Annotated in this window: 17 protein-coding genes; 5 read left to right on the forward strand and 12 right to left on the reverse strand. The window is 72.7% G+C overall.

Annotated elements, in window-relative coordinates; translation table 11 throughout:
- Positions 1-87 precede the first annotated feature (87 nt).
- Positions 88-246: a hypothetical protein gene (locus AQJ11_RS50210; protein WP_014669032.1), complete on the forward strand. Its 159-nt coding sequence runs from the start codon at positions 88-90 to the stop codon at positions 244-246.
- A 93-nt stretch (positions 247-339) separates the two neighbouring features.
- Here AQJ11_RS50210 and AQJ11_RS42195 read toward each other — a convergent pair whose 3' ends face one another.
- A complete protein-coding gene (locus tag AQJ11_RS42195; protein WP_014669033.1) occupies positions 340-828 on the reverse strand; it encodes a TetR/AcrR family transcriptional regulator in 489 nt (162 codons plus the stop codon).
- A gap of 235 nt (positions 829-1,063) precedes the next feature.
- Between AQJ11_RS42195 and AQJ11_RS42200 the strand changes: the two genes are divergently transcribed.
- Complete coding sequence (locus tag AQJ11_RS42200; RefSeq protein WP_107120966.1) at positions 1,064-2,623, forward strand: MDR family MFS transporter; 1,560 nt, start codon at positions 1,064-1,066, stop codon at positions 2,621-2,623.
- Positions 2,624-2,723: 100 nt separating this feature from the next.
- Here AQJ11_RS42200 and AQJ11_RS42205 read toward each other — a convergent pair whose 3' ends face one another.
- From AQJ11_RS42205 to AQJ11_RS42215, 3 genes are all read right to left on the reverse strand, one after another.
- Positions 2,724-3,206, reverse strand: coding sequence for an SRPBCC family protein (locus tag AQJ11_RS42205; RefSeq protein ID WP_059266993.1), 483 nt, complete (start codon positions 3,204-3,206; stop codon positions 2,724-2,726).
- Positions 3,207-3,365: 159 nt separating this feature from the next.
- Entirely contained in the window at positions 3,366-6,158 is a 2,793-nt protein-coding gene (locus AQJ11_RS42210) for a helix-turn-helix transcriptional regulator (protein WP_059266994.1), read from the reverse strand.
- Between the two features lie 307 nt (positions 6,159-6,465).
- Positions 6,466-7,980, reverse strand: coding sequence for a GMC family oxidoreductase (locus tag AQJ11_RS42215; protein ID WP_059266995.1), 1,515 nt, complete (start codon positions 7,978-7,980; stop codon positions 6,466-6,468).
- Between the two features lie 369 nt (positions 7,981-8,349).
- Between AQJ11_RS42215 and AQJ11_RS42220 the strand changes: the two genes are divergently transcribed.
- Positions 8,350-9,243 carry a Bax inhibitor-1/YccA family membrane protein gene (locus tag AQJ11_RS42220; protein WP_059266996.1) on the forward strand — a complete coding sequence of 298 codons (894 nt, stop codon included), beginning with the start codon at positions 8,350-8,352 and terminating at the stop codon, positions 9,241-9,243.
- Here the strand turns inward: AQJ11_RS42220 and AQJ11_RS51940 are convergent.
- Entirely contained in the window at positions 9,212-9,670 is a 459-nt protein-coding gene (locus tag AQJ11_RS51940) for a hypothetical protein (protein WP_244218640.1), read from the reverse strand. The two genes, AQJ11_RS42220 and AQJ11_RS51940, sit on opposite strands and share 32 nt — an antisense overlap.
- Before the next feature lie 24 nt (positions 9,671-9,694).
- The gene (locus tag AQJ11_RS42235; protein WP_059266997.1) at positions 9,695-10,285 is read right to left on the reverse strand and encodes a TetR/AcrR family transcriptional regulator; all 591 of its coding nucleotides are present in this window, start codon (positions 10,283-10,285) and stop codon (positions 9,695-9,697) included.
- A gap of 286 nt (positions 10,286-10,571) precedes the next feature.
- Between AQJ11_RS42235 and AQJ11_RS42240 the strand changes: the two genes are divergently transcribed.
- Complete coding sequence (locus AQJ11_RS42240; protein ID WP_059266998.1) at positions 10,572-10,955, forward strand: hypothetical protein; 384 nt, start codon at positions 10,572-10,574, stop codon at positions 10,953-10,955.
- Between the two features lie 250 nt (positions 10,956-11,205).
- A complete protein-coding gene (locus tag AQJ11_RS42245; RefSeq protein WP_341846321.1) occupies positions 11,206-11,571 on the forward strand; it encodes a hypothetical protein in 366 nt (121 codons plus the stop codon).
- A gap of 231 nt (positions 11,572-11,802) precedes the next feature.
- On the opposite strand, the gene AQJ11_RS42250 is transcribed toward AQJ11_RS42245, so the two are convergent.
- The 6 genes from AQJ11_RS42250 to AQJ11_RS51945 form a co-directional block, all read right to left on the reverse strand.
- Positions 11,803-12,558 carry an alpha/beta fold hydrolase gene (locus tag AQJ11_RS42250; protein WP_059266999.1) on the reverse strand — a complete coding sequence of 252 codons (756 nt, stop codon included), beginning with the start codon at positions 12,556-12,558 and terminating at the stop codon, positions 11,803-11,805.
- 81 nt (positions 12,559-12,639) lie between these two features.
- Positions 12,640-13,518, reverse strand: a complete 879-nt coding sequence (locus AQJ11_RS42255) for a helix-turn-helix domain-containing protein (RefSeq protein WP_059267000.1) — start codon at positions 13,516-13,518, stop codon at positions 12,640-12,642.
- A 121-nt stretch (positions 13,519-13,639) separates the two neighbouring features.
- The gene (locus AQJ11_RS42260) at positions 13,640-14,500 is read right to left on the reverse strand and encodes an alpha/beta fold hydrolase (RefSeq protein WP_208616752.1); all 861 of its coding nucleotides are present in this window, start codon (positions 14,498-14,500) and stop codon (positions 13,640-13,642) included.
- Between the two features lie 340 nt (positions 14,501-14,840).
- Entirely contained in the window at positions 14,841-15,599 is a 759-nt protein-coding gene (locus tag AQJ11_RS42265; RefSeq protein WP_014669049.1) for a creatininase family protein, read from the reverse strand.
- 66 nt (positions 15,600-15,665) lie between these two features.
- The gene (locus tag AQJ11_RS42270; protein WP_014669050.1) at positions 15,666-16,730 is read right to left on the reverse strand and encodes an alpha/beta fold hydrolase; all 1,065 of its coding nucleotides are present in this window, start codon (positions 16,728-16,730) and stop codon (positions 15,666-15,668) included.
- 443 nt (positions 16,731-17,173) lie between these two features.
- The coding region (locus AQJ11_RS51945) for a helix-turn-helix transcriptional regulator (protein WP_244218641.1) at positions 17,174-17,504 on the reverse strand (331 nt) is incomplete at its 5' end.

A 17,504-nucleotide genomic window follows, 5' to 3' on the forward strand; every position in this document is an offset into this window, starting at 1 on the left:
GGTTTCCCTGTACACCCACCCCGTCCGCCCGTCGGCGCCGTGCGCGCCGGGGGGTACGGCAGGTCGAACGCATCGATGGGAGAAGCCTTGGAGCGCACCGACTCCGCCAACGAGCCGCCCCGACTCCGTCGCGTCCGCCTCCCCGGAACCGTGGCCTCGCCCTCGTCGGCGGTGCCCCGGCGCCCCCGTGACGAGGAGACGCAGGAGGCCTCCGGCCAGGACGCGGCCGGCCAGTCCGTGGAATGAGATGAGCGGCGGCGGACGACCACCGCCGCGACGAAGGCCGACGGGCCCCCGGTGACACATGGGCACATGTGTCACCGGGGGCCCGTCGGCGTGTCAGGAGGCCCCGAGGCCGTTGAGCAGGGTGTCGACGACGAGATCGGCGGCCTGTCCGGGGTTCAGGTCGGGCAGCTGCCGGGACACCAGGTGCATGAGCTGGGGCAGCAGTGCGCCGGCCCACCCCTGCGGAAGCCCGGGGCGCAGCACGCCCTCGTCGGTGGCGCGGGCGAGGAAGGCGTCGACCTCCTCGACGGCCGCGTCCCGGCGCCGGCGCACGGCGTCGTCGGCGAGCATGCGGGTCAGGTCGACGGGCCAGGTGCGGTTGACGGCGATGATGTTCTCGACGTAGCGGTGCAGGGCGACGGCGACGGGTGCCTCGCGCAGCCGGGCGTCCTCGATGGCCTCTTCGATGGCTGTCAGCCGGGCTTCGTAGATGGCGGCGAGGAGTTCCTCCCGGGAGGCGAAGCGCCGGTAGACGGTGCGCCGGTCCACGCCCGCCTCGGCGGCGATGCTCGCGATGCTGGCGCCGGGGTCGGCGGCGAGCATGCGGGCTCCGGTGGTCAGGACGGCTTCCAGGTTGCGTGCTGCGTCGGCTCTCACCGCACCGAGTCTAGCCAGGAAATGTGGAGCCTCGCACAGCTATGGCCACTGGAGTGTGAAAGTGCGTCGAGTAACTGCTACATTGAAGTGACAGATAGGCAGGGTACTGCGGACATGCTGAGGCTTTTGCTCTGTGCCACGGCCGGCGCGCCCGCCCACCACTTCCAGAAAGGCACCTTCGATGCCGAAGACACAGTCCTCCTCACCCCGGGCGGGTGGGGTGGCCGCCGCGATGAGCGCGTTGATCCTGGCGGTCCTGTTGGCGGCCCTCGACCAGACGATCGTCTCGACCGCGTTGCCCCGGATAGCCGAAGACCTGAACGGGTTCGACGACATCGCGTGGGTCAGCGCCGCCTACCTGCTCGCCTCGACGGCGGTCACCCCGTTGTGGGGCAAGCTCGGCGACATGTTCGGCCGCAAGCGCCTGTACCTGGCCTCGACCTCGGTCTTCCTGGTCGCGTCGGTGGCCTGCGGCCTGGCGCAGAACCTGCCCGAGCTGATCGGCGCCCGCGTACTCCAGGGCGTGGGCGGCGGCGGCATGATCGTGCTGACCTTCGCCCTGGTCGGTGACATCGTCGCGCCCGCCGAGCGCGGTCGCTACCAGGGCATGTTCGGTTCGGTCTACGGCGTCGCCAGCATCGTCGGCCCCCTGCTGGGCGGTGTCTTCACCGACCAGCTGTCCTGGCGGTGGGCCTTCCTGATCAACCTGCCCGTCGGCATCGTGGCCCTCGCCGTCGCCGCCCGTGCGCTGCCCGCCGCCACCCGGGGCACCAGGGCCCGCATCGACTACGCCGGCGCCACCGTCCTGGCCGCCATCGCCACCGGCCTCGTCCTGGTCACCTCGTTCGGTGAACGCTGGGGCTGGGGCTCACCGGCCATCGTCGGGCTGATCGTCGCCACCGTCGCCCTCGCCGCGCTGCTGGTGCCGGTCGAGCGCCGCGCCGCCGCCCCGGTCCTGCCGCCGGCCATGCTGGGCTCGCGGACCGTGGTCTTCTCCTCGCTGATCGGGTTCTTCGCCAACGCCGCGATGTTCGCCGTGCTGGTCTACCTGCCGACCTACCTCCAGATCGTCCACGGCGTCTCGGCCACCCTGTCCGGCATCTCCATGCTGCCGCTGGTCGCCGGCCTGGTCATCAGCCAGTCCCTGGCCGGACGCTGGGCCGCGCACGTCGAACGGCTGCGGGTGATCCTGCTCGCGGGTCTGGCCGCCAACCTCGCCGGACTGCTGCTGCTGGGCACCCTCGGGGCCGGCACCAACACCCTGGTGCTGAGCGTCTACTTCCTGATCACCGGCATCGGCATCGGCATGGTGCCCATGGTCGTGCTGACCACCGTCCAGAACAGCGTGCCCGCCACCGACCTCGGCGCCGCCAGCGCCGTGGTCACCTTCGCCCGCTCCATCGGCGCGGCCTTCGGCGTCGCCGTCTTCGGCACCCTGCTCAACACCGGCTTCGCCGAGCGCACCCACGCCCTGCCTGCCGGCGGCGGCTTCGACGCCGCCCGCCCCGACACCATCGACCGGCTGCCCACCGCCCTGCGCGAGACCGCACTGGACGCCTTCGCCCACGCCACGGCCACCGGCTACCTCTGGATCGCCCCCACCCTCGCCGTCGGCCTGCTCCTCGCCGCCTTCCTCCGCCCCGCCCGCAAGGCCGGACAGGACGACGCGGACGCGGACACCGCCGCCCCCGCCGCCGACGACGCCCGCCTCACCACCGACGACACCGCCAAGGCCGCCTGAGCCCCACCGGCGGCACGCCCCCGAACGGCCGACACCCCCACCGGGTGCCGGCCGTCGGCGTGCCGGGACCCGTGGCCGTCCGGTGGCGCCGGGTTACGCGTCACCCCTGGTCCGGGGCGCTCTCGGAGAGCCGCTTGAGCTGCGCGACCCACAGGGTGTTCAGGCGCCGCGCCCACACGGGGGACAACGCGTCGAGGGACTTGGCGGCGGGACCGCGCACCACGTTCTCGGTCACCACATGGGTGCCGCCCGCGACGGCGGTGAACAGCCAGGCCTGGTACAGCTGCACATTCTCGCCGACGCCCGACCAGCCGAGCCGACGGGACGGTTCGTGCTCTCCCACGAAGATCTCGAAGCGCTGCCCGTGGAAGACCACCTCGAAGCTCCGGGGGAGCGGTCCGGCCCACGCCCCGGTGATGCCCGGAACCCAGTCCGGCCACCGCGTCACATCGGCGAGCAGGGCGAAGGCCGCGGCGGGCGGGGCGTGCACCACGGCCTGCGCCTGGCAGAAGCTGTGGGCCTGGTCGGGCGAGAAGCCCGACGGCCAGTGGATGTCCGGATGGCTGTCCGACGCCTCAAGCATCCGGTTCCCCTCTCGCGTGGCCCGGCGGCTCAGGTACGGCCACCGTGGGAGGACAGCCCGAACAGGCCGTTCCCGCGTCCACTCTGCGCGGCTGCCGGTGGACCGGCATACGTCAAATGACTGAGCGGACGGCCCGTCGTCGGCCTTCGGCGGCGGACGTCAGTCCTCCCGGTCGAGGTCGAGATCGGACAGCGCGTCCCTCAGCGCGGCCCGCGAGGTGATGCCCAGCTTGGGATAGATCTGGTAGAGGTGCGTGCCGATCGTCCGGTGGGACAGGAACAGCCGCTCCGCGATCTGTTTGTTGGTCAGTCCCGTCGCCGCGAGCGTGGCGATCTGTAGTTCCTGCGCGGTCAGCGTCACGGGCCCCGGCCTGGTGGCGGTCGGCGCGGACAGGCCGCTCGCGCGCAGCTCGGCCGCCGTACGGGCCACCCAGGGCTTGGCGCCCAGGCGCTGGAAGACCTCCAGCGCCTGGGTCAGCTGTTCCCTGGCCTCCACGGTGGCACGCAGGCGCCTGAGGCGTTCGCCGTGGAAGAGCCGCACCCGTGCGGCGTCGAAGGGCCAGCGCTCCGGCCCCGGCAGGGACAGCGCCCGCTCGAACAGGGCGACGGACTCCTCACCCGGGGCGGTCAGCGCCTCGCAGGCCAGGACCAGCAGCTCCAGCCGGGGCGACAGCCCGGCCATCGAGGACGCGCGCATCGCCGCCGCGTGGGCGGCGGCCTCCTCCTCCCGGCCGGTGCGTACGGCAGCCTCGACCAGGTCCATCGTGCCCCACATGGCGATCGGCACGTAGGGGGCCACGGTCCCGGGCGGGCTGAGCGCGCAGGCGTGCTGGTAGGCGGTCTCGTAGTCGCCGTTGCCGAGGGCGGCCAGCGCCCTGGCGTGGCAGGCGAAGTACCGGGCGCCGTGGGCGCCGCGGGGCGTCGCCCACCGGACGATCTCCTCCGTCAGCGCCGCGGCGGTCTCCGCGTCGCCCTGCGCCGCGGCCACGACGGCCTGGATGTAGTGGAAGTACCACGCGAAGAAGCGGTAGTCGTGGTTGGTGCACAGGGTGAGCCCCTCGGCGGCCAGGTGCGCGGCGTCGTCCCAGCGGCCCAGGTGGTAGTAGTCCAGGCCCAGGTGCATCAGCGCGCCCAGGTGCCGGCGCACGGGCGCGGTGCCGGCGCGGCCCTGCTCGATCAGCCGGCGCGTCGCCCACCGGAAGTCCCCGAGCCGGTCGGGGAAGACCGACGCGGTGCCGACGCGCACCACGCGGGTGGGGTCGTCCCCGACGGTGGCGATCAGCTCCGCCAGGCGGGGCAGAGCCGGGGGACCGGTGCGTGCAGGGTCGCCGAAGGTCTGGGAGATGACCCGGAGCAGCTCGGGCGGTTCGGGGGTCAGCCGGTCCATGAAGGTGAACAGCGGCTGCCACAGCTCGGGGGCACCGCCGTACCAGCACAGCAGCACCAGGAGGTGCAGGGCCTCGATCAGGGCGTCGTCGGAGGCGTCCCAGCCGTGGTCCCCGGACTCGATCGCCCCGACCAGCAGCCGGTACGCGGTGTCGATGTCACCGTCCCGGTTGATCAGCAGGAACGCGGACGCGGCCGCCGCGTGCAGCGATTGCTGCCCGGTGCCGGGATGGACGAGCCGGGCCCCGGCGAGCAGCCGCGAGGCGTCCTCCAGTTCACCGCTGGAGTCCACGCCGACGTAGGCCGCCTCGGCCAGCCGCCGGCTCTCGTCGGCCGCCGTGGGGCTCAGCCCGGCGGCCCGGGTCAGCGCCGTCACCGCGCCGAGGGCGTCCCCGCGCCGCAGCCGGCGGCGCGCGGCCTCCTCCAGCAGGGCCGCGACGGTCTCGTCCGGGCCCACGGCCGCCTCGCCCAGGTGCCAGGCGCGGCGCTCCAGTTGCTCGCCGAGCACGTCGGCGAGCGCCCGATGGGCTCGTCTGCGTTCCGAGGCGGTCGCCAGCTCCACCACCGCGGAGCCGATCAGCGGGTGCCGGAAGGTCAGCCGCCGGTTGTCCGCCGAGATCGCCACCAGCCGGTCGCGTTCGGCGGGGACGAGGTCGTCGACGCCGGCCCGGCCGGCCGCGGCGGCCTCGATCGCGGCCAGGTCGCCGGTGCCGTCGAGGGCGGCGATCAGCAGCAGTTCCCGGCTGCGGTCGGGCAGCGCGGCCACCCGCGAGGCGAACATGCTTTGCAGGCGGTCGGTCAGGGGCAGCACGGTGGGCACCGCCGCCAGGGTCGCGCGCTGCTCGGTGGAGAGCGCCACCGGCAGCTCCACCAGCGCCAGCGGGTTGCCGCGTGCCTCGGCGGCGATGCGGCGCCGTACCGCGGGGGATATGTCGGGGTGGGCGAGGGCGAGGAGCTCGGCCGACGAGGCGTCGTCCAGTGGCTTGAGCCGGTGCTCGGTCAAGCCGCTCGACTCGAAGAAGCTGTCGGAGCCCTCACGGGAGGCCGCGAGGAAGCCGATGCTGCTGCCGACGAGCCGCCGGGCCACGAAACCGAGGACGGCGTTGGTCGCCCGGTCCAGCCACGGCAGGTCGTCCACGACGATCAGCAGCGGTGTCTCGGCGGAGATCAGCCGCAACAGCAGCAGTACCGCGGTCGAGGTCAGGAGGCGGTCGGGAACCGGTCCGCTGCCGATGCCGACGGCGACCCGCAGGGCGTCGCGGTGCGGGTTGTCCAGGACGTCCAAGTAGTCGAAGAGGGGGACGAGGAGCTGGTTGAGGCCCGCGTAACTGATGTCCGCCTCGAACTGCACGCCGGCCGCGCGCAGCACACGGACGCCGTTGTGCACGGCGCCCGTCGCCACCGCGTCGAGCACGGCGCTCTTGCCCACCCCGGCCTCGCCCGAGAGCAGCAGAGCCGCTCCCTGGACCTGGGAGTTGGCGAAGAAGGACTGGATGAACGAGAGGTCCGCCTCGCGTCCGACCAGCCGTGTCGAGGCTGGGCAGACGGTCGGGTCCAGGTCATTCATCGGGCTGCCTCCAACGGCCGTCGTACGGAGGTCCAGTGTTCCGTGCCGACCTGGCTGTGCCTGCACCCGGCTCCGTGCGGCCCATGCAATCACTGGAGTCCAAAGGACGTCCATAATCGGCCATTCCCTTCGCGCTGCCGTCCGCCGCTCACCTCGCGGCCGGGGCGGGGTCGGCTCCCCGGCGGAGCTGCACCTATTACGGCGTAATAGCGGGAGCCGGTGGGGCCTTGGGCGACGGGCGCGGGGTGACGCGCTGGCCGGAAGGGGTGCGGGCCCTCCCGTTCCCGGCGTGCGCCGCCCCACGGGGTCAGGAGCGGCGCAGCAGGTCGGCGGCGCGCTCGGCGATCGCGTACACGGTGGCGTTGGTGTTGTTCGAGGGGATGGACGGCATGACGGAGGCGTCGGCGACACGCAGGCCGTCCAGCCCGTGCACGCGCAGCGAGGAGTCGACGACGGCCTCGTCGTCCTCGCCCATCATGCAGGTGCCCACGGGGTGGCAGTACGAGCTGAAGTACTTGCGGGCGTGGTCGGCGATGGACTCCTCGTCCACCGCGGCGAGCCCCGGACTGACCTCCTCGATCCCCCACTCGGCGAGCGCGGAGGACCAGGCGATCCCGCGTGCCGTCCTGATGCCCGACAGCACCGCCCGGACGTCCGCCTCCTCGGTGAAGTAGCGGGGGTCGATCGCCGGCGGCGCGTACGGATCCGCCGAGGTGATCCGCACGGTGCCGCGACTCGCCGGCCGCATCGGCGAGATGCCGATGGTGAAGCCGTTCCGCACCGGGGCGACCGGGTTGGGCACCGGTATGTCGATGAAGATGATCTGCACGTCGGGACCCTCGGCGTCGGGAGTGCTGCGCAGCAGCCCCAGGATCTCGCCGTGGTTGTTGAGTGCCGTGGGCACCGGCCGCTGGGTCCGGTAGACGAGGTTGGCCCGCGGGTGGTCGTGCAGGTTGTGCCCCACGCCGGGCAGCGCGTGGAAGACCTCGACCCCGGCCTGCCGCAGATCGTCCTCCGCACCGATGCCGGAGCGCTGGAGGATCAGCGCCGACCCGATGCTCCCCGCCGTCAGCACCACCTCTCCGGTCGCCCGCACGGTGTGGGTGCGTCCGTCCGCGCCGTACTCCACTCCGACGCAGCGGTGTCCGTCGAAGAGCAGCCGGTGCGCCGCGGCCCCGGTGAGCACCCGGAGGTTGGGGCGGTCCAGCGCCGGGGTGAGGTAGGCGTCGGCCGCGCTCTGCCGGCGTCCGTCGACGATGTTGAGGTCGACGGGGGCGAAGCCCTCCTCCAGGCCGCCGCTGATGTCGCGGGCGCGGCGGTGTCCGATTTCGACGGCGCCTTCGAGGCAGGCCAGCAGGACCTCGTTGAGCCGCTGGGCCGGCGCCACGGTGAGCGGGCCGGAGGTGCCGCGGCCGGGGGCGGCGCCGAGGGCGGTCTCGCTGCGCTGGAAGTAGGGGAGCAGGTCGTCGAAGCTCCAGCCCTTGGCGCCGTGGTCGCTCCAGCTGTCGTAACCGGTGCGGTGGCCGCGGGCGAAGACCATGGCGTTGATGGCGGAGGAACCGCCCAGGCCCCGGCCCCGCGGCAGCGGCACGGGGGCACCGGAGACCTCCTGGACCACGGTCGTGTCGCCCCAGCCGGCCTCCGAGGCGGCGAGCGAGGGCCAGGCCGGGGGATGGGCCACCGCGTCCGGAAGCCTGGCCGGGCCGGCCTCCAGCAACAGCACCTGGCGGTCGGGGTCCTGGGTCAGACGTGCGGCGAGCACGCAGCCGGCCGTTCCGCCGCCGACGATGACGACGTCATAGGCGGGTTCGAGTGAAGACATGCTGGTTCCGTTCTGGCTGAATCAACGATCCGCGACAGACGGTATCACTGATACAGATCAGTGCTCCGTAAACACATGTATCGCCGCACCGGAGCCACGTCCGGACGCCGGGAGACGGGAACCGCTCATGCCTACCGGTCGGGACGTGTGTTCCATAGGCGGTACACGTATTCAGCTGCCGTGTCCGTCGTCGAGGGTGCCCGCGCCACCGGGCCGACTCGGACGCCTTCCACCGTCAAGTGACTGATGCGCGCGGTTTGTCCCGTGCGCCAGGCTGGAACAGGCCGACGCTCCGGCGAGCCCGTCGGCATCCGGGATCACACACGACCGCCGGGAGCGGTACGTCCGACACGGAGAAGAGGACCTGGCGTGACACCGGTCGAACAGCGGATTTCGCTGACGAGCAGCAACCCGATACTCTCCCGCCCGCAGTTCGGACGGCGGGGCGGACAGAAGACGGCGGCCCGCGACCCGCGGGCCGGGATCGCCGTCGTAAGAGACCGCATCAGGGCCGGCAACGACTGGGAGCGGGCCGACGCCGACGAGGCCGCCCCGCTGCCGGTCCTGGTCGGCGACCTGCTGACGATGGACGGCGTCCTGCCCCGTGCGGCGGCGGCGCTCGCGGTCACGGCCCTCACCGCCGTGCTGTCGTGGACCCTGCTGCCGCTCGCCGCGCTCGGTGCGGCCGCGTCGTACGGCGTCGCCGCCGGTGCCGGACTGCTCGCCGCGGCGCTGGTGGTGGTCCAGCGCCGCAGGAACCCGCCGTCCGCGTCCCCGGCCCTGGCGTTCGCGGCGCTCCAGGGCGTGTTCCTCGGCGTGTTCTCGACGACGGCCTCCAGCCACCTGTCACCGGGCCTCTTCGTGCAGACCGTGCTCGGCACGATGGCGGCCTCCGCAGCGCTCCTCCTCGCCCGCGCACTGCACTGGATGCGGGTGAACCGCCGGCTCTACGGTGTCGCCGGCGCCGCGCTGCTCGCACTGGGCCTCCTCGGCCTGGCGGACTGGATCCTCCTGCCCCTCATGGGCGCGGACGGTCTGGGCCTGCGCCCCCTCGGCCTCGGCATCGTCATGGGTGTCGTGGGCGTCGCCCTCGGGGTGTCCTTCCTGCCCCTGCACTTCCGGCAGGTCGAGAACGGCATCACGTACGGCGCGTCCCGTGACCAGTCCTGGCCGGCCGTGTTCGGGCTCACGCTGACCCTGGTGTGGGTGTACGTGGAGACCGCGCGGCTGCTCACCCTCTTCCCGGGCGAGGAACTGTACTGAGCGCACCGCGGCCGGCGGCCTTCTCGAAGGCCACGTTGGCGGTGATGCCCGCGCCGATGAACAGGGCGTTCACGGTGATCAGGACGTTGTCCCAGGCGCGCGGCGCACGGTCGGTCGGGAAGAGGAACTGGGCGAGCATGACCGTGGTGTTCAGCAACGTGAACCCGGCGAGGAAGACGGCGTCGGAGAACACGTCGTCGTTGAGGGCGACGACACGGCAGATCGGGGGCAGGCTCTCGGAGCAGAACCGCCCGTGCAGGTAGTTGGTGACCTCGTGGTCGCCGAGGCTCAGGGCGTACAGGTACGCGCCGGCCGTGAACAGGGCACCGAGCGCGAGCAGGCCCCCGCGTCGCCGTGGCCGGGCGTCGCGCACCAGGTGAGCGGTGACCAGGTAGTACAGCAGGACGGTGCACAGGCCGAGCACCATGTTGTCGACGGTCCCCGGGGAGGTTCACGCCCCGCGCCGGGTCTCGCCGGGGTCCGTGGCGTCCCGCACGGCGGACGAAGGGCACAGCCCCCGGATGAGCACGTCGAACAGTCGTGCGGCCCGGGTGTGCTCCTCGTCCTGAGGGCCGACGTGCCACAGGGGGCCCAGCAGCACGAGCACGTCGTCGGCCGTCGTTCCGGGCAGGATGGTTCCGGCGGCCTCGTTGGCGCGCACCAGCGCCGTCAGGGCCTCCAGCAGCGGACGGTACGGCTCACGGCACTGCTCGGTCATCGCGGCGGTGGCCCCCCGCATCGCCTCCGAGAACTCGGGTGTGCCCTGCCCGAGGCTCAGCAGGCGTTCCAGCCACACCCGCAGCGCGTGCGGCGGGCTCAGGGTCGTCAGGAGCGCGGGCACAGCGGTGACCAGCTCGTCCACCTCCGCCCCGTACACCTGGAGCATCAGGGACTCGCGGGTCGGGAAGTGGCGGTAGAGCGTCCCCTGGCCCACGCCCGCTCTGCGCGCGATGGACTTCAAGGAGGTGTCGCCGGGCGCGGCGAGCGCCTCCGCCGCCGCTTCGAGGATGCGCAGCCGGTTGGAGCGTGCGTCCGATCTCATCGATGCTCCGGTCTTTTCTCCGTGGTGATGCCGTCGGGCGGGCTCGGGCCGCGCCCGCTGGGCAGCGTGTTGACGTGCCGCACACATGGCTGGGGTACCTCGACACTCCAGTGGTGAGAGCCCGGCACTCGTCGAGCCGGTGCCACGCACACCTGCGAGACACATATCCTGGGGGGAAATCTACACTCCGCGGCCGTCGTCCCGACGGGCGGACCACCCGCGCGGGCGCGCCGTCCGGCGTGCAGTACACACACCTCCCGCACCGAGCAGAAGGCCATCGATACCCATGTCCCATGACGCAGTCGCTCCCGTCACCGCCCTGCGGCGGCACACGTCGGCGGTGGAGCGGCTCGGCGAGCTGACCGCCGCCCTTGCCGAGGACCTCGACGAGGGCAGGTGGGCCCCGGCGGCGCTGGAACGGACCCTGGCGTCCCGCCTGCTCGTGGTCTGCGCCGGGGACGGGCAGTTCACCCCGGCCCGGCTGCGCGAGACCCTCTGGGAGGGCAGCGTCGCCCTGCCGTACGCCGGTGGCGGCCGGCTGGCCCGGCTCCTCGCCCAGCTGTGTACGGTGACCGCGCAGCCGGCGCCGGACGCCGAACCCGCGCTGTCCGCCGGCGCGCGCCTGCTGGAGCGGGTGGCACAGGGCGCCCCCGCGGGCGACCGGCCCTGATGGCGCCGGCGACGAGACTCCCACCCGGCCGGGGCGACCGGTGTCCCGCACAGTCAGATGACGGATGTGTCCGGCACTCCGCCCGCGCGAGACTGAATGCCGTGAAACACACACCGGGCTCGAAGGGGGAGAGAACATGACGAGGTACCACAGGTGCGGCCGGCCCTGCTGTGATCACGCACCGGTCAGGCCGTCGGCGTCCGGCCGGCGGTCCAGGAGAGTCCGCGCGGGCGGGCCCCTCCTCACCCTGGTGCGGGACTCGGAGCCCCGACGGACCGTCGAACTGTCCACGGTGACGCGCGAGCCCATGCCGGCCGACGTCCGGGGCGCGATCGTGACGCCGGTGGACGGCAGGCTCATGGCCACCTGGATGCCCCTGGACGCACCCTCCCGGGTCCCGCAGGGCCGTGTCCTGCTGTCCTGGACGCCCGCGGGCGAGGACCGGACGGACGTCACGGCGCAGCTGGGCCTCGCGGGGACCCAGGTCCTGCTCGCGGTCTGGCCCGGCCTGCGCGGTGAGTGGTCGGGCGTCGTCCGTCCCACCGTCGCCGAGGTGACGGAGCTGCACGCCGCGCTCCGCCTCGCGACGGTGGTCCTGGACCGTCTGGCCGACTGACGGCCGGCGGCCGGCGGGCCGTACGGTGAGGCTTACGTCTCTTCGTGCGGACCGGTACGCACGTCCCCACCCGAAGTCACGCGGTGACAGGGCGCGGGCGCGGCCCTGGCTGCCGTAGCCGATGACCGCGACCTCGGGGCGGCGCTGCCATACCCGCCGCGACCGCACACGTGTGCTTCAGCCGCCGGCGCGGATTTCACACGTTCCGCGCGTCCGTGACCCGTTCCGGCGTCAGATGTCGCGGAGGAAGCCGGTGAGGATCTCCAGGGTCCGTCCCGGCTCCTCGATGGCCGCCGCGTGTCCGCCCCCGACCGCGGCCAGCCGTGCGCCGGGTATGCCTTCCGCCAGTTCCAGCGAGTGCTCCGGGGCCACCATCCGGTCGCCCGGGCTCGCCACCACCAGGGCGGGGGCGGTGACCGCGCGGAGGTCGCCACGGACGTCGATGCCCAAGGCGAAGGCGATCTGCTCGGCGGTGCCGGGGGCGGACCCCGCGAATGCGGCGGTGAGCTGCCGGACGCGCTGCGGGGTGAGGAGGGTCAGGTACTCCTCGGAGAAGGACAGCGAGGTCAGCAGGGCGCTCAGCCCCTCGTCGCGACGGGCGTGCAGCGACGCCCACAGCTCCAGATTGAGCCACAGCGTGGTGCGGGGCCGGGCGAAGCCGGCGAGCGTGAACAGTCCGCGGACCCGGCCGGGATGGCGGGCGGCGGCCTTGACGGCCACGGCCGCGCCCAGCGAGGCCCCCGCGATCACGAAGTCGCTCAGCCCGGCCCCCAGGGCCGTTTCCACCACCTGGTCCGCCACGGTGTCGGCCGCCAGCGGGCCGCCGGGCAGCGGGCTGCGCCCCGACCCCGGGAGGTCGGCTAGCACGACGGTGTGCGTGGCGGCGAGGCTGTCCACCAGGGTTCCCCAGGTCTCGGCCGCGGTGTTCCCGATGCCGTGCAGGAGTACCAGACCGGGCCCGCTGCCCCGGATGTCGTACGCGAGCACGTGTCCCCCCTTCTCACACTTCCGCTACGAGCACGAGAGGGGACGGCACGCGGGTTCACCGGTCCGGGGACGCGGTCGGGCCTAGGAAGTCCTGTCCCGCGCCGGGTTCGGGTCCGTCTGCGCCGTGGTCCAGGAGGTGAGGATGCGCAGGGCGTCGTGGGAGGGGCTGCCGGGTTCGGCGGTCAGTGCCATCAGGCGTTGCCCGGAGCCGTCGGGGCTGGCCCAGGTGTCGCAGTCGAGGGTGAGGTCGCCGACCAGGGGGTGCCGGTAGTGCTTGGTGCCGTAGCCGGCGGTGATGACGCGGTGCTCGGCCCACCAGGTGCGGAAGTCGGGGTCCTGGGCGGACAGTTCGCGGACCAGGCGGGTGAGTTCGGGGTCGTCGGGGTCGGCCGCGGCCTCCATGCGCAGGGCGGCCACCGCGTCGCGGGCGTCGTGGTTCCAGTCCCGGTGCATGGCTCGGATGGCCGGGTCGGTGAACAGCAGGCGGATGTAGTTGCGGCGGGCCGGCGGGAGAGCGGCGAAGTCGGTGTAGAGGGCCGTGGCGGCGGAGTTCCAGGCCAGGATGTCCAGGCGTTTGCCGAGGACGAGCGCGGGGGTGTGGGTGAGCTGGTCCAGCAAGCGGCGCATGGGCGGCCGTACGGGTTGGGCGGGCCGGCGCCGGCGCGGCCGGTCGTCGTTGCGGCCGGCGAGTTCGTAGAGGTATTTCTGCTGGTCGTCGTCGAGGCGCAGGGCGCGGACCAGGGTGGCGAGGACGGGGGCGGAGGCACGGACGCGGCCCTGTTCGAGGCGGGTGTAGTAGTCCACGCTGATCGCGGCGAGCCGGGCGACCTCCTCGCGGCGCAGCCCGGCGACCCTGCGGGCGGAGTCCGTCTCGGGCAGGCCGCACTCCTGCGGCGTCAGCTGCGCCCGACGGGCCCTGAGAAAGTCCCCCAGCCGACGGGAGTCGGGATGTGGATTCATGTCATCCATTCTCACGGAGTGGGCCGGACACGCGGGTGCCGGATGCGGCCGTGCCCGGTACCGCCGTTCCTGGCGGTACCGGGCTGGGGGGACCCGTCCGGGCGGTCCGGCGCCGCGGGGGTCAGCGGACGGTGGCGCGGGCGGCCCGCTCGATCACGTCGGCGACGAGGTGCGGGTGGGAGACGGCGACGGAGTGCGAGGCGGCCACCTCGGTGGTGTGGGCGTGGGCACGCTTGGCCATGAAGCGCTGGACGGCGGCGGGGATGTTGAGGTCCTGGGTGGTGACGATGTCCCAGCTGGGCTTGGTCTTCCAGGCGGCGCTGGTGGCCTTCTCCTCCAGGGCGGCCTGCGCGATGGGGCGCTGTTCGGCGGCCATGAGGGCGGCCTGGCCGGCGGGGACGTCGGCGGCGAACTGGTGGCGGAACTTGTCCTGCTGGATGTACAGGTCGGTGGCGGTGGTGCCGTCGGCCTGCTTGTAGGTGACGGGGTCCAGGGCGTCGGGGAGGGTGGAGCCCGGGTACTTGTTGGTCAGCTCCAGGGCGCTCTCCCCGGGCGCCGGGAGGAAGGCGGCCACGTAGACGAGGGCCTTGACCTCGGGATCGTCGGTGGCGGCCTCGCTGATGACGTTGCCGCCGTAGGAGTGGCCGACGAGGATCTTCGGGCCCTTGACGTGGTCGAGGACGGTGCGCAGGGCCGCGGCGTCGGAGGCGGGGCCGCGCAGCGGGTTGGCGGCGGCCACGACGGGGTAGCCGTCGGCGCGCAGGTCCGCGATGACGCCGTTCCAGCTGGAGCCGTCGGCGAAGGCGCCGTGTTCCAGGACGATGGTCGGCTTGACGTGCTTGCCGGCTCCGGCGGCCTCGGCGGTCTCGGTCGCTCCGTTGGCGGTGCCGCTGAGGGCGAACGCGCCGAGCGCGAGACCCGCCGTGAGCGTCGAGACCACACCCGTCACCGCTCGCTTGCGCCCACCCTTGATGCTCACCACGACTGACCCCTTTCAGGTGTTCCGGTAATGGGCGGTCCGGCTTCGCCGGTTGCGTCACCGCCCTGACTGGTGATGAATCTGTCATGCCCGTCGTCACCTGTCAAGCCGGTGACGACGTTGTGTGGCCCGCCCGGATCGGGCGATTGGCCAGGTGCGGCGGGCCTGAACGCAGAACGGCCGGGCAGGGCATTGCCCCACCCGGCCGCATACCCGTGGCCAGGCGCACATGTGTCACCGGCCCGAGCGGTTCGGCAGGCGCGACGGGGACGCCGTACCCGGTTCGTCACGCCGTCCGCGCCGACCCGCGCCGCGCCGTTCGCGCTGGTCCGTCCGCGGTGCTCTACCGCGCCCAGGGATCCCGCAGGATGATGTCCGCCAGGGCCCTCGCGCAGCCGGAGAGCATCGTCTCCCCCTTTTGCGGGCTCGCCACCCGGGCGTCACCCGCGACCCCGGACTTCGTGATCCGGTCGAAGGACACGGCCATGTACACCGGCTCGGTGGACTCCGCGGGCAGGGTGATGTGCGGTCCGTGCGCCTCGGCCAGGTGTTCGCCGTGGATCAGCTCGGGGTAGGCGGCCATCATCATGGACGTCTCCCCCTCACACGCGTGCATGAGACCGTCCTGGGTCTCCAGGGTGTCCCGCACCACCTCCCGTCCGGCGCCGAAGTAACTGGCGAACGCGATCGGCGTCGACAACTCGGCGGTCAGTTCGGTCGTGAGGGCGTTGAGGGCCGTCATGTTCCCGCCGTGCCCGTTGACGATCAGGATGCGGGAGAAACCCGCCCGGATCACGGAACGGCAGATGTCACGCAGCAGCGCGTGCAGGGTGGGCAGGGAGAGTGTGAGGGTGCCGCCGAACGCCATGTGGTGCTCCGACAGCCCCGTCGGGATCGAGGGCGTCACCACCACACCGGTGTGCTCGGACGCCAGCAGCGCCGCCCTCCGGCACACCTCCGCGGCCAGGAAGTCGTCCACGCCGGTGGGCAGATGAGGCCCGTGCTGCTCGGTGGCCCCCACGGGCAGCAGCACGACCGCGTCCTGGGCGGCGAGGGCACGTATCTGCGCGGCGGTCAGACGGTTCCACTGGACTTCGCTCATCTGTGACTCCTCCTGGGAGTGACCGGTGGGGGGTGCGGGTTACCGGGCCGGTGGCCGGCGCGGGGCTCAGAGGTGGTCGGCGTCGACGACTGCCTGGGCGAAGGTGGTGGGCGCCTCCTGCGGCAGGTTGTGGCCGATGTTCGCGATGGTCCGGTGCTCGTACTTGCCCGTGAAGTGGCCGCGGTAGGCGGTGCCGTCGCCGGGCGGGGTGAAGGGGTCCAGGGCCGGGTCGAGGGTGATGGTGGGGACGTGGATGGGGGGCTGGGCGGCGAGCAGCTTCTCGTAGCGGTCGTAGCGGGGTTCGCCCTCGATGAGGCCGATGCGCCAGCGGTAGTTGTAGAGCACGATGGCGGCGTAGTCGGGGTTGAGGAAGGCCTGGGCGGTGCGGTCGAAGGTGGCGTCGGAGAAGTTCCAGTTGGGGGAGACGAGGGTCCACACGTAGCGGCAGAGCGCGACGCGCTCCTCGGGGTTCTCCATGGCCTGCTTGCCGCGGTCGGTGGCGAAGTACCACTGGTACCACCAGTTGTGCTCGACGGCCGGGGCGGCGGGCGTCAGCTGCGACTTGACGTTGGTGATGACGTAACCGCTGGTGGACACCAGGGCCTTGACGCGCTCGGGCCACAGGGCGGCGATGATGTCGGCGGTGCGCGAACCCCAGTCGAAGCCGGCGAAGACCGCGCGGTGGATCTTGAGCGCGTCCATCAGGGCGATGATGTCGAGGGCGATGGCGGACTGCTCGGCGTTGCGCGGGGTGCGGCTGGACAGGAAGCGGGTGCTGCCGTGACCGCGCAGGTAGGGAACGATGACGCGGTAGCCCAGGTCGGCGAGGAGCGGGGCGACGTCGACGTAGCTGTGGATGTCGTAGGGCCAGCCGTGCAGGAGGATGACCACCGGGCCGTGGGCGGGGCCGGCCTCGGCGTAGCCGATGTCGAGGACGCCCGCCTTGACCTGCTTCAGCGTGGGGAACGTGGTGTGCGTGCCGGGGGTGATGGTGGGCACGGTGGGGACGGGGCCGCCGCTCGTGCGGTGCGAGGTGGCGGCGGACGCCTGGTTCTGGAGGCCGGACAGGGAGATGGCGGCTGCGCCGGCGCCCAGGCCGGCGGCCTTGCTGAAAGTACGCCTGTTGATCATCTGAAACCCTCCGTCGTGCGTGTTCGATGACCCGTCCGTGCCCGGGGAACCTTCGCTCGCATCGGCGGTACGGGATCACTGCGACTGCTGGCGCGATGACCCTCGCACACGCTCCGTCACCTGTCAAACAGGTGACGCGGGGATGTTCCCGGTGGTCGGGAAGGAGTGGGAGACCTCCTCCCTTCCGCGGCCGGACCGGCGGCACATACTCTCGTCTGTCGCGAATCCGGACACATCAGTCACATGACGGTCCGATGCGGTGACGGGGCCGGGCGTACGACGTGCCTCCCACGAATGCCCGGGGCCCCGCCACGGCGGCGCAGGTGGCGAGCCCGTGCGGCCCCGTCCGCCCCCCACCTCGTCGGCGGCCCGGAACCCGGGGGTTTGAGTCATTCGACTGAGACGGCACCCACGGCCCTCGCCCGGTCGCACACTTCCTCATCTCAGCTGCCCTCCTCCAGCTTGGCCAGGGCGTCGCGCAGGGCGGCGCGGGAGGTGATCCCGAGTTTGGGGAAGACCCGGTAGAGGTGGGAGCTGACCGTGCGCGGCGACAGGTGCATCCGCTGGCCGATCTCCTTGTTGGTCAGGCCGCCGGCGGCGAGATCGGCGATCTGACGTTCCTGCCAGGTCAGCTCGGCGAGCTGGGCGGAGGTCACGCGGGTGGCAAGTCCCGACGCCCTGAGTTCCGCCCGTGCCCGTTCGGCCCAGGTGGGCGCGCCGAGCCGTTCGAACGTCTCCGCGGCCTGGACGAGGAGCGGGCGGGCGCTCCTGGAG

It is taken from the genome of Streptomyces corchorusii (assembly GCF_001514055.1).
GTDB lineage: Bacteria > Actinomycetota > Actinomycetes > Streptomycetales > Streptomycetaceae > Streptomyces > Streptomyces olivaceoviridis.

What these genes read in the sequence shown, in the direction of transcription:
- AQJ11_RS42195 (WP_014669033.1), bottom strand. Translation starts at nt 828, where the DNA reads ATGCTCGCCGCCGACCCCGGCGCCAGCATCGCGAGCATCGCCGCCGAG.
- AQJ11_RS42200 (WP_107120966.1), top strand. Translation starts at nt 1,064, where the DNA reads ATGCCGAAGACACAGTCCTCCTCACCCCGGGCGGGTGGGGTGGCCGCC.
- AQJ11_RS42205 (WP_059266993.1), bottom strand. Translation starts at nt 3,206, where the DNA reads ATGCTTGAGGCGTCGGACAGCCATCCGGACATCCACTGGCCGTCGGGC.
- AQJ11_RS42210 (WP_059266994.1), bottom strand. Translation starts at nt 6,158, where the DNA reads ATGAATGACCTGGACCCGACCGTCTGCCCAGCCTCGACACGGCTGGTC.
- AQJ11_RS42215 (WP_059266995.1), bottom strand. Translation starts at nt 7,980, where the DNA reads ATGTCTTCACTCGAACCCGCCTATGACGTCGTCATCGTCGGCGGCGGA.
- AQJ11_RS51940 (WP_244218640.1), bottom strand. Translation starts at nt 9,670, where the DNA reads ATGGTGCTCGGCCTGTGCACCGTCCTGCTGTACTACCTGGTCACCGCT.
- AQJ11_RS42235 (WP_059266997.1), bottom strand. Translation starts at nt 10,285, where the DNA reads ATGAGATCGGACGCACGCTCCAACCGGCTGCGCATCCTCGAAGCGGCG.
- AQJ11_RS42240 (WP_059266998.1), top strand. Translation starts at nt 10,572, where the DNA reads ATGTCCCATGACGCAGTCGCTCCCGTCACCGCCCTGCGGCGGCACACG.
- AQJ11_RS42255 (WP_059267000.1), bottom strand. Translation starts at nt 13,518, where the DNA reads ATGAATCCACATCCCGACTCCCGTCGGCTGGGGGACTTTCTCAGGGCC.
- AQJ11_RS42265 (WP_014669049.1), bottom strand. Translation starts at nt 15,599, where the DNA reads ATGAGCGAAGTCCAGTGGAACCGTCTGACCGCCGCGCAGATACGTGCC.
- AQJ11_RS42270 (WP_014669050.1), bottom strand. Translation starts at nt 16,730, where the DNA reads ATGATCAACAGGCGTACTTTCAGCAAGGCCGCCGGCCTGGGCGCCGGC.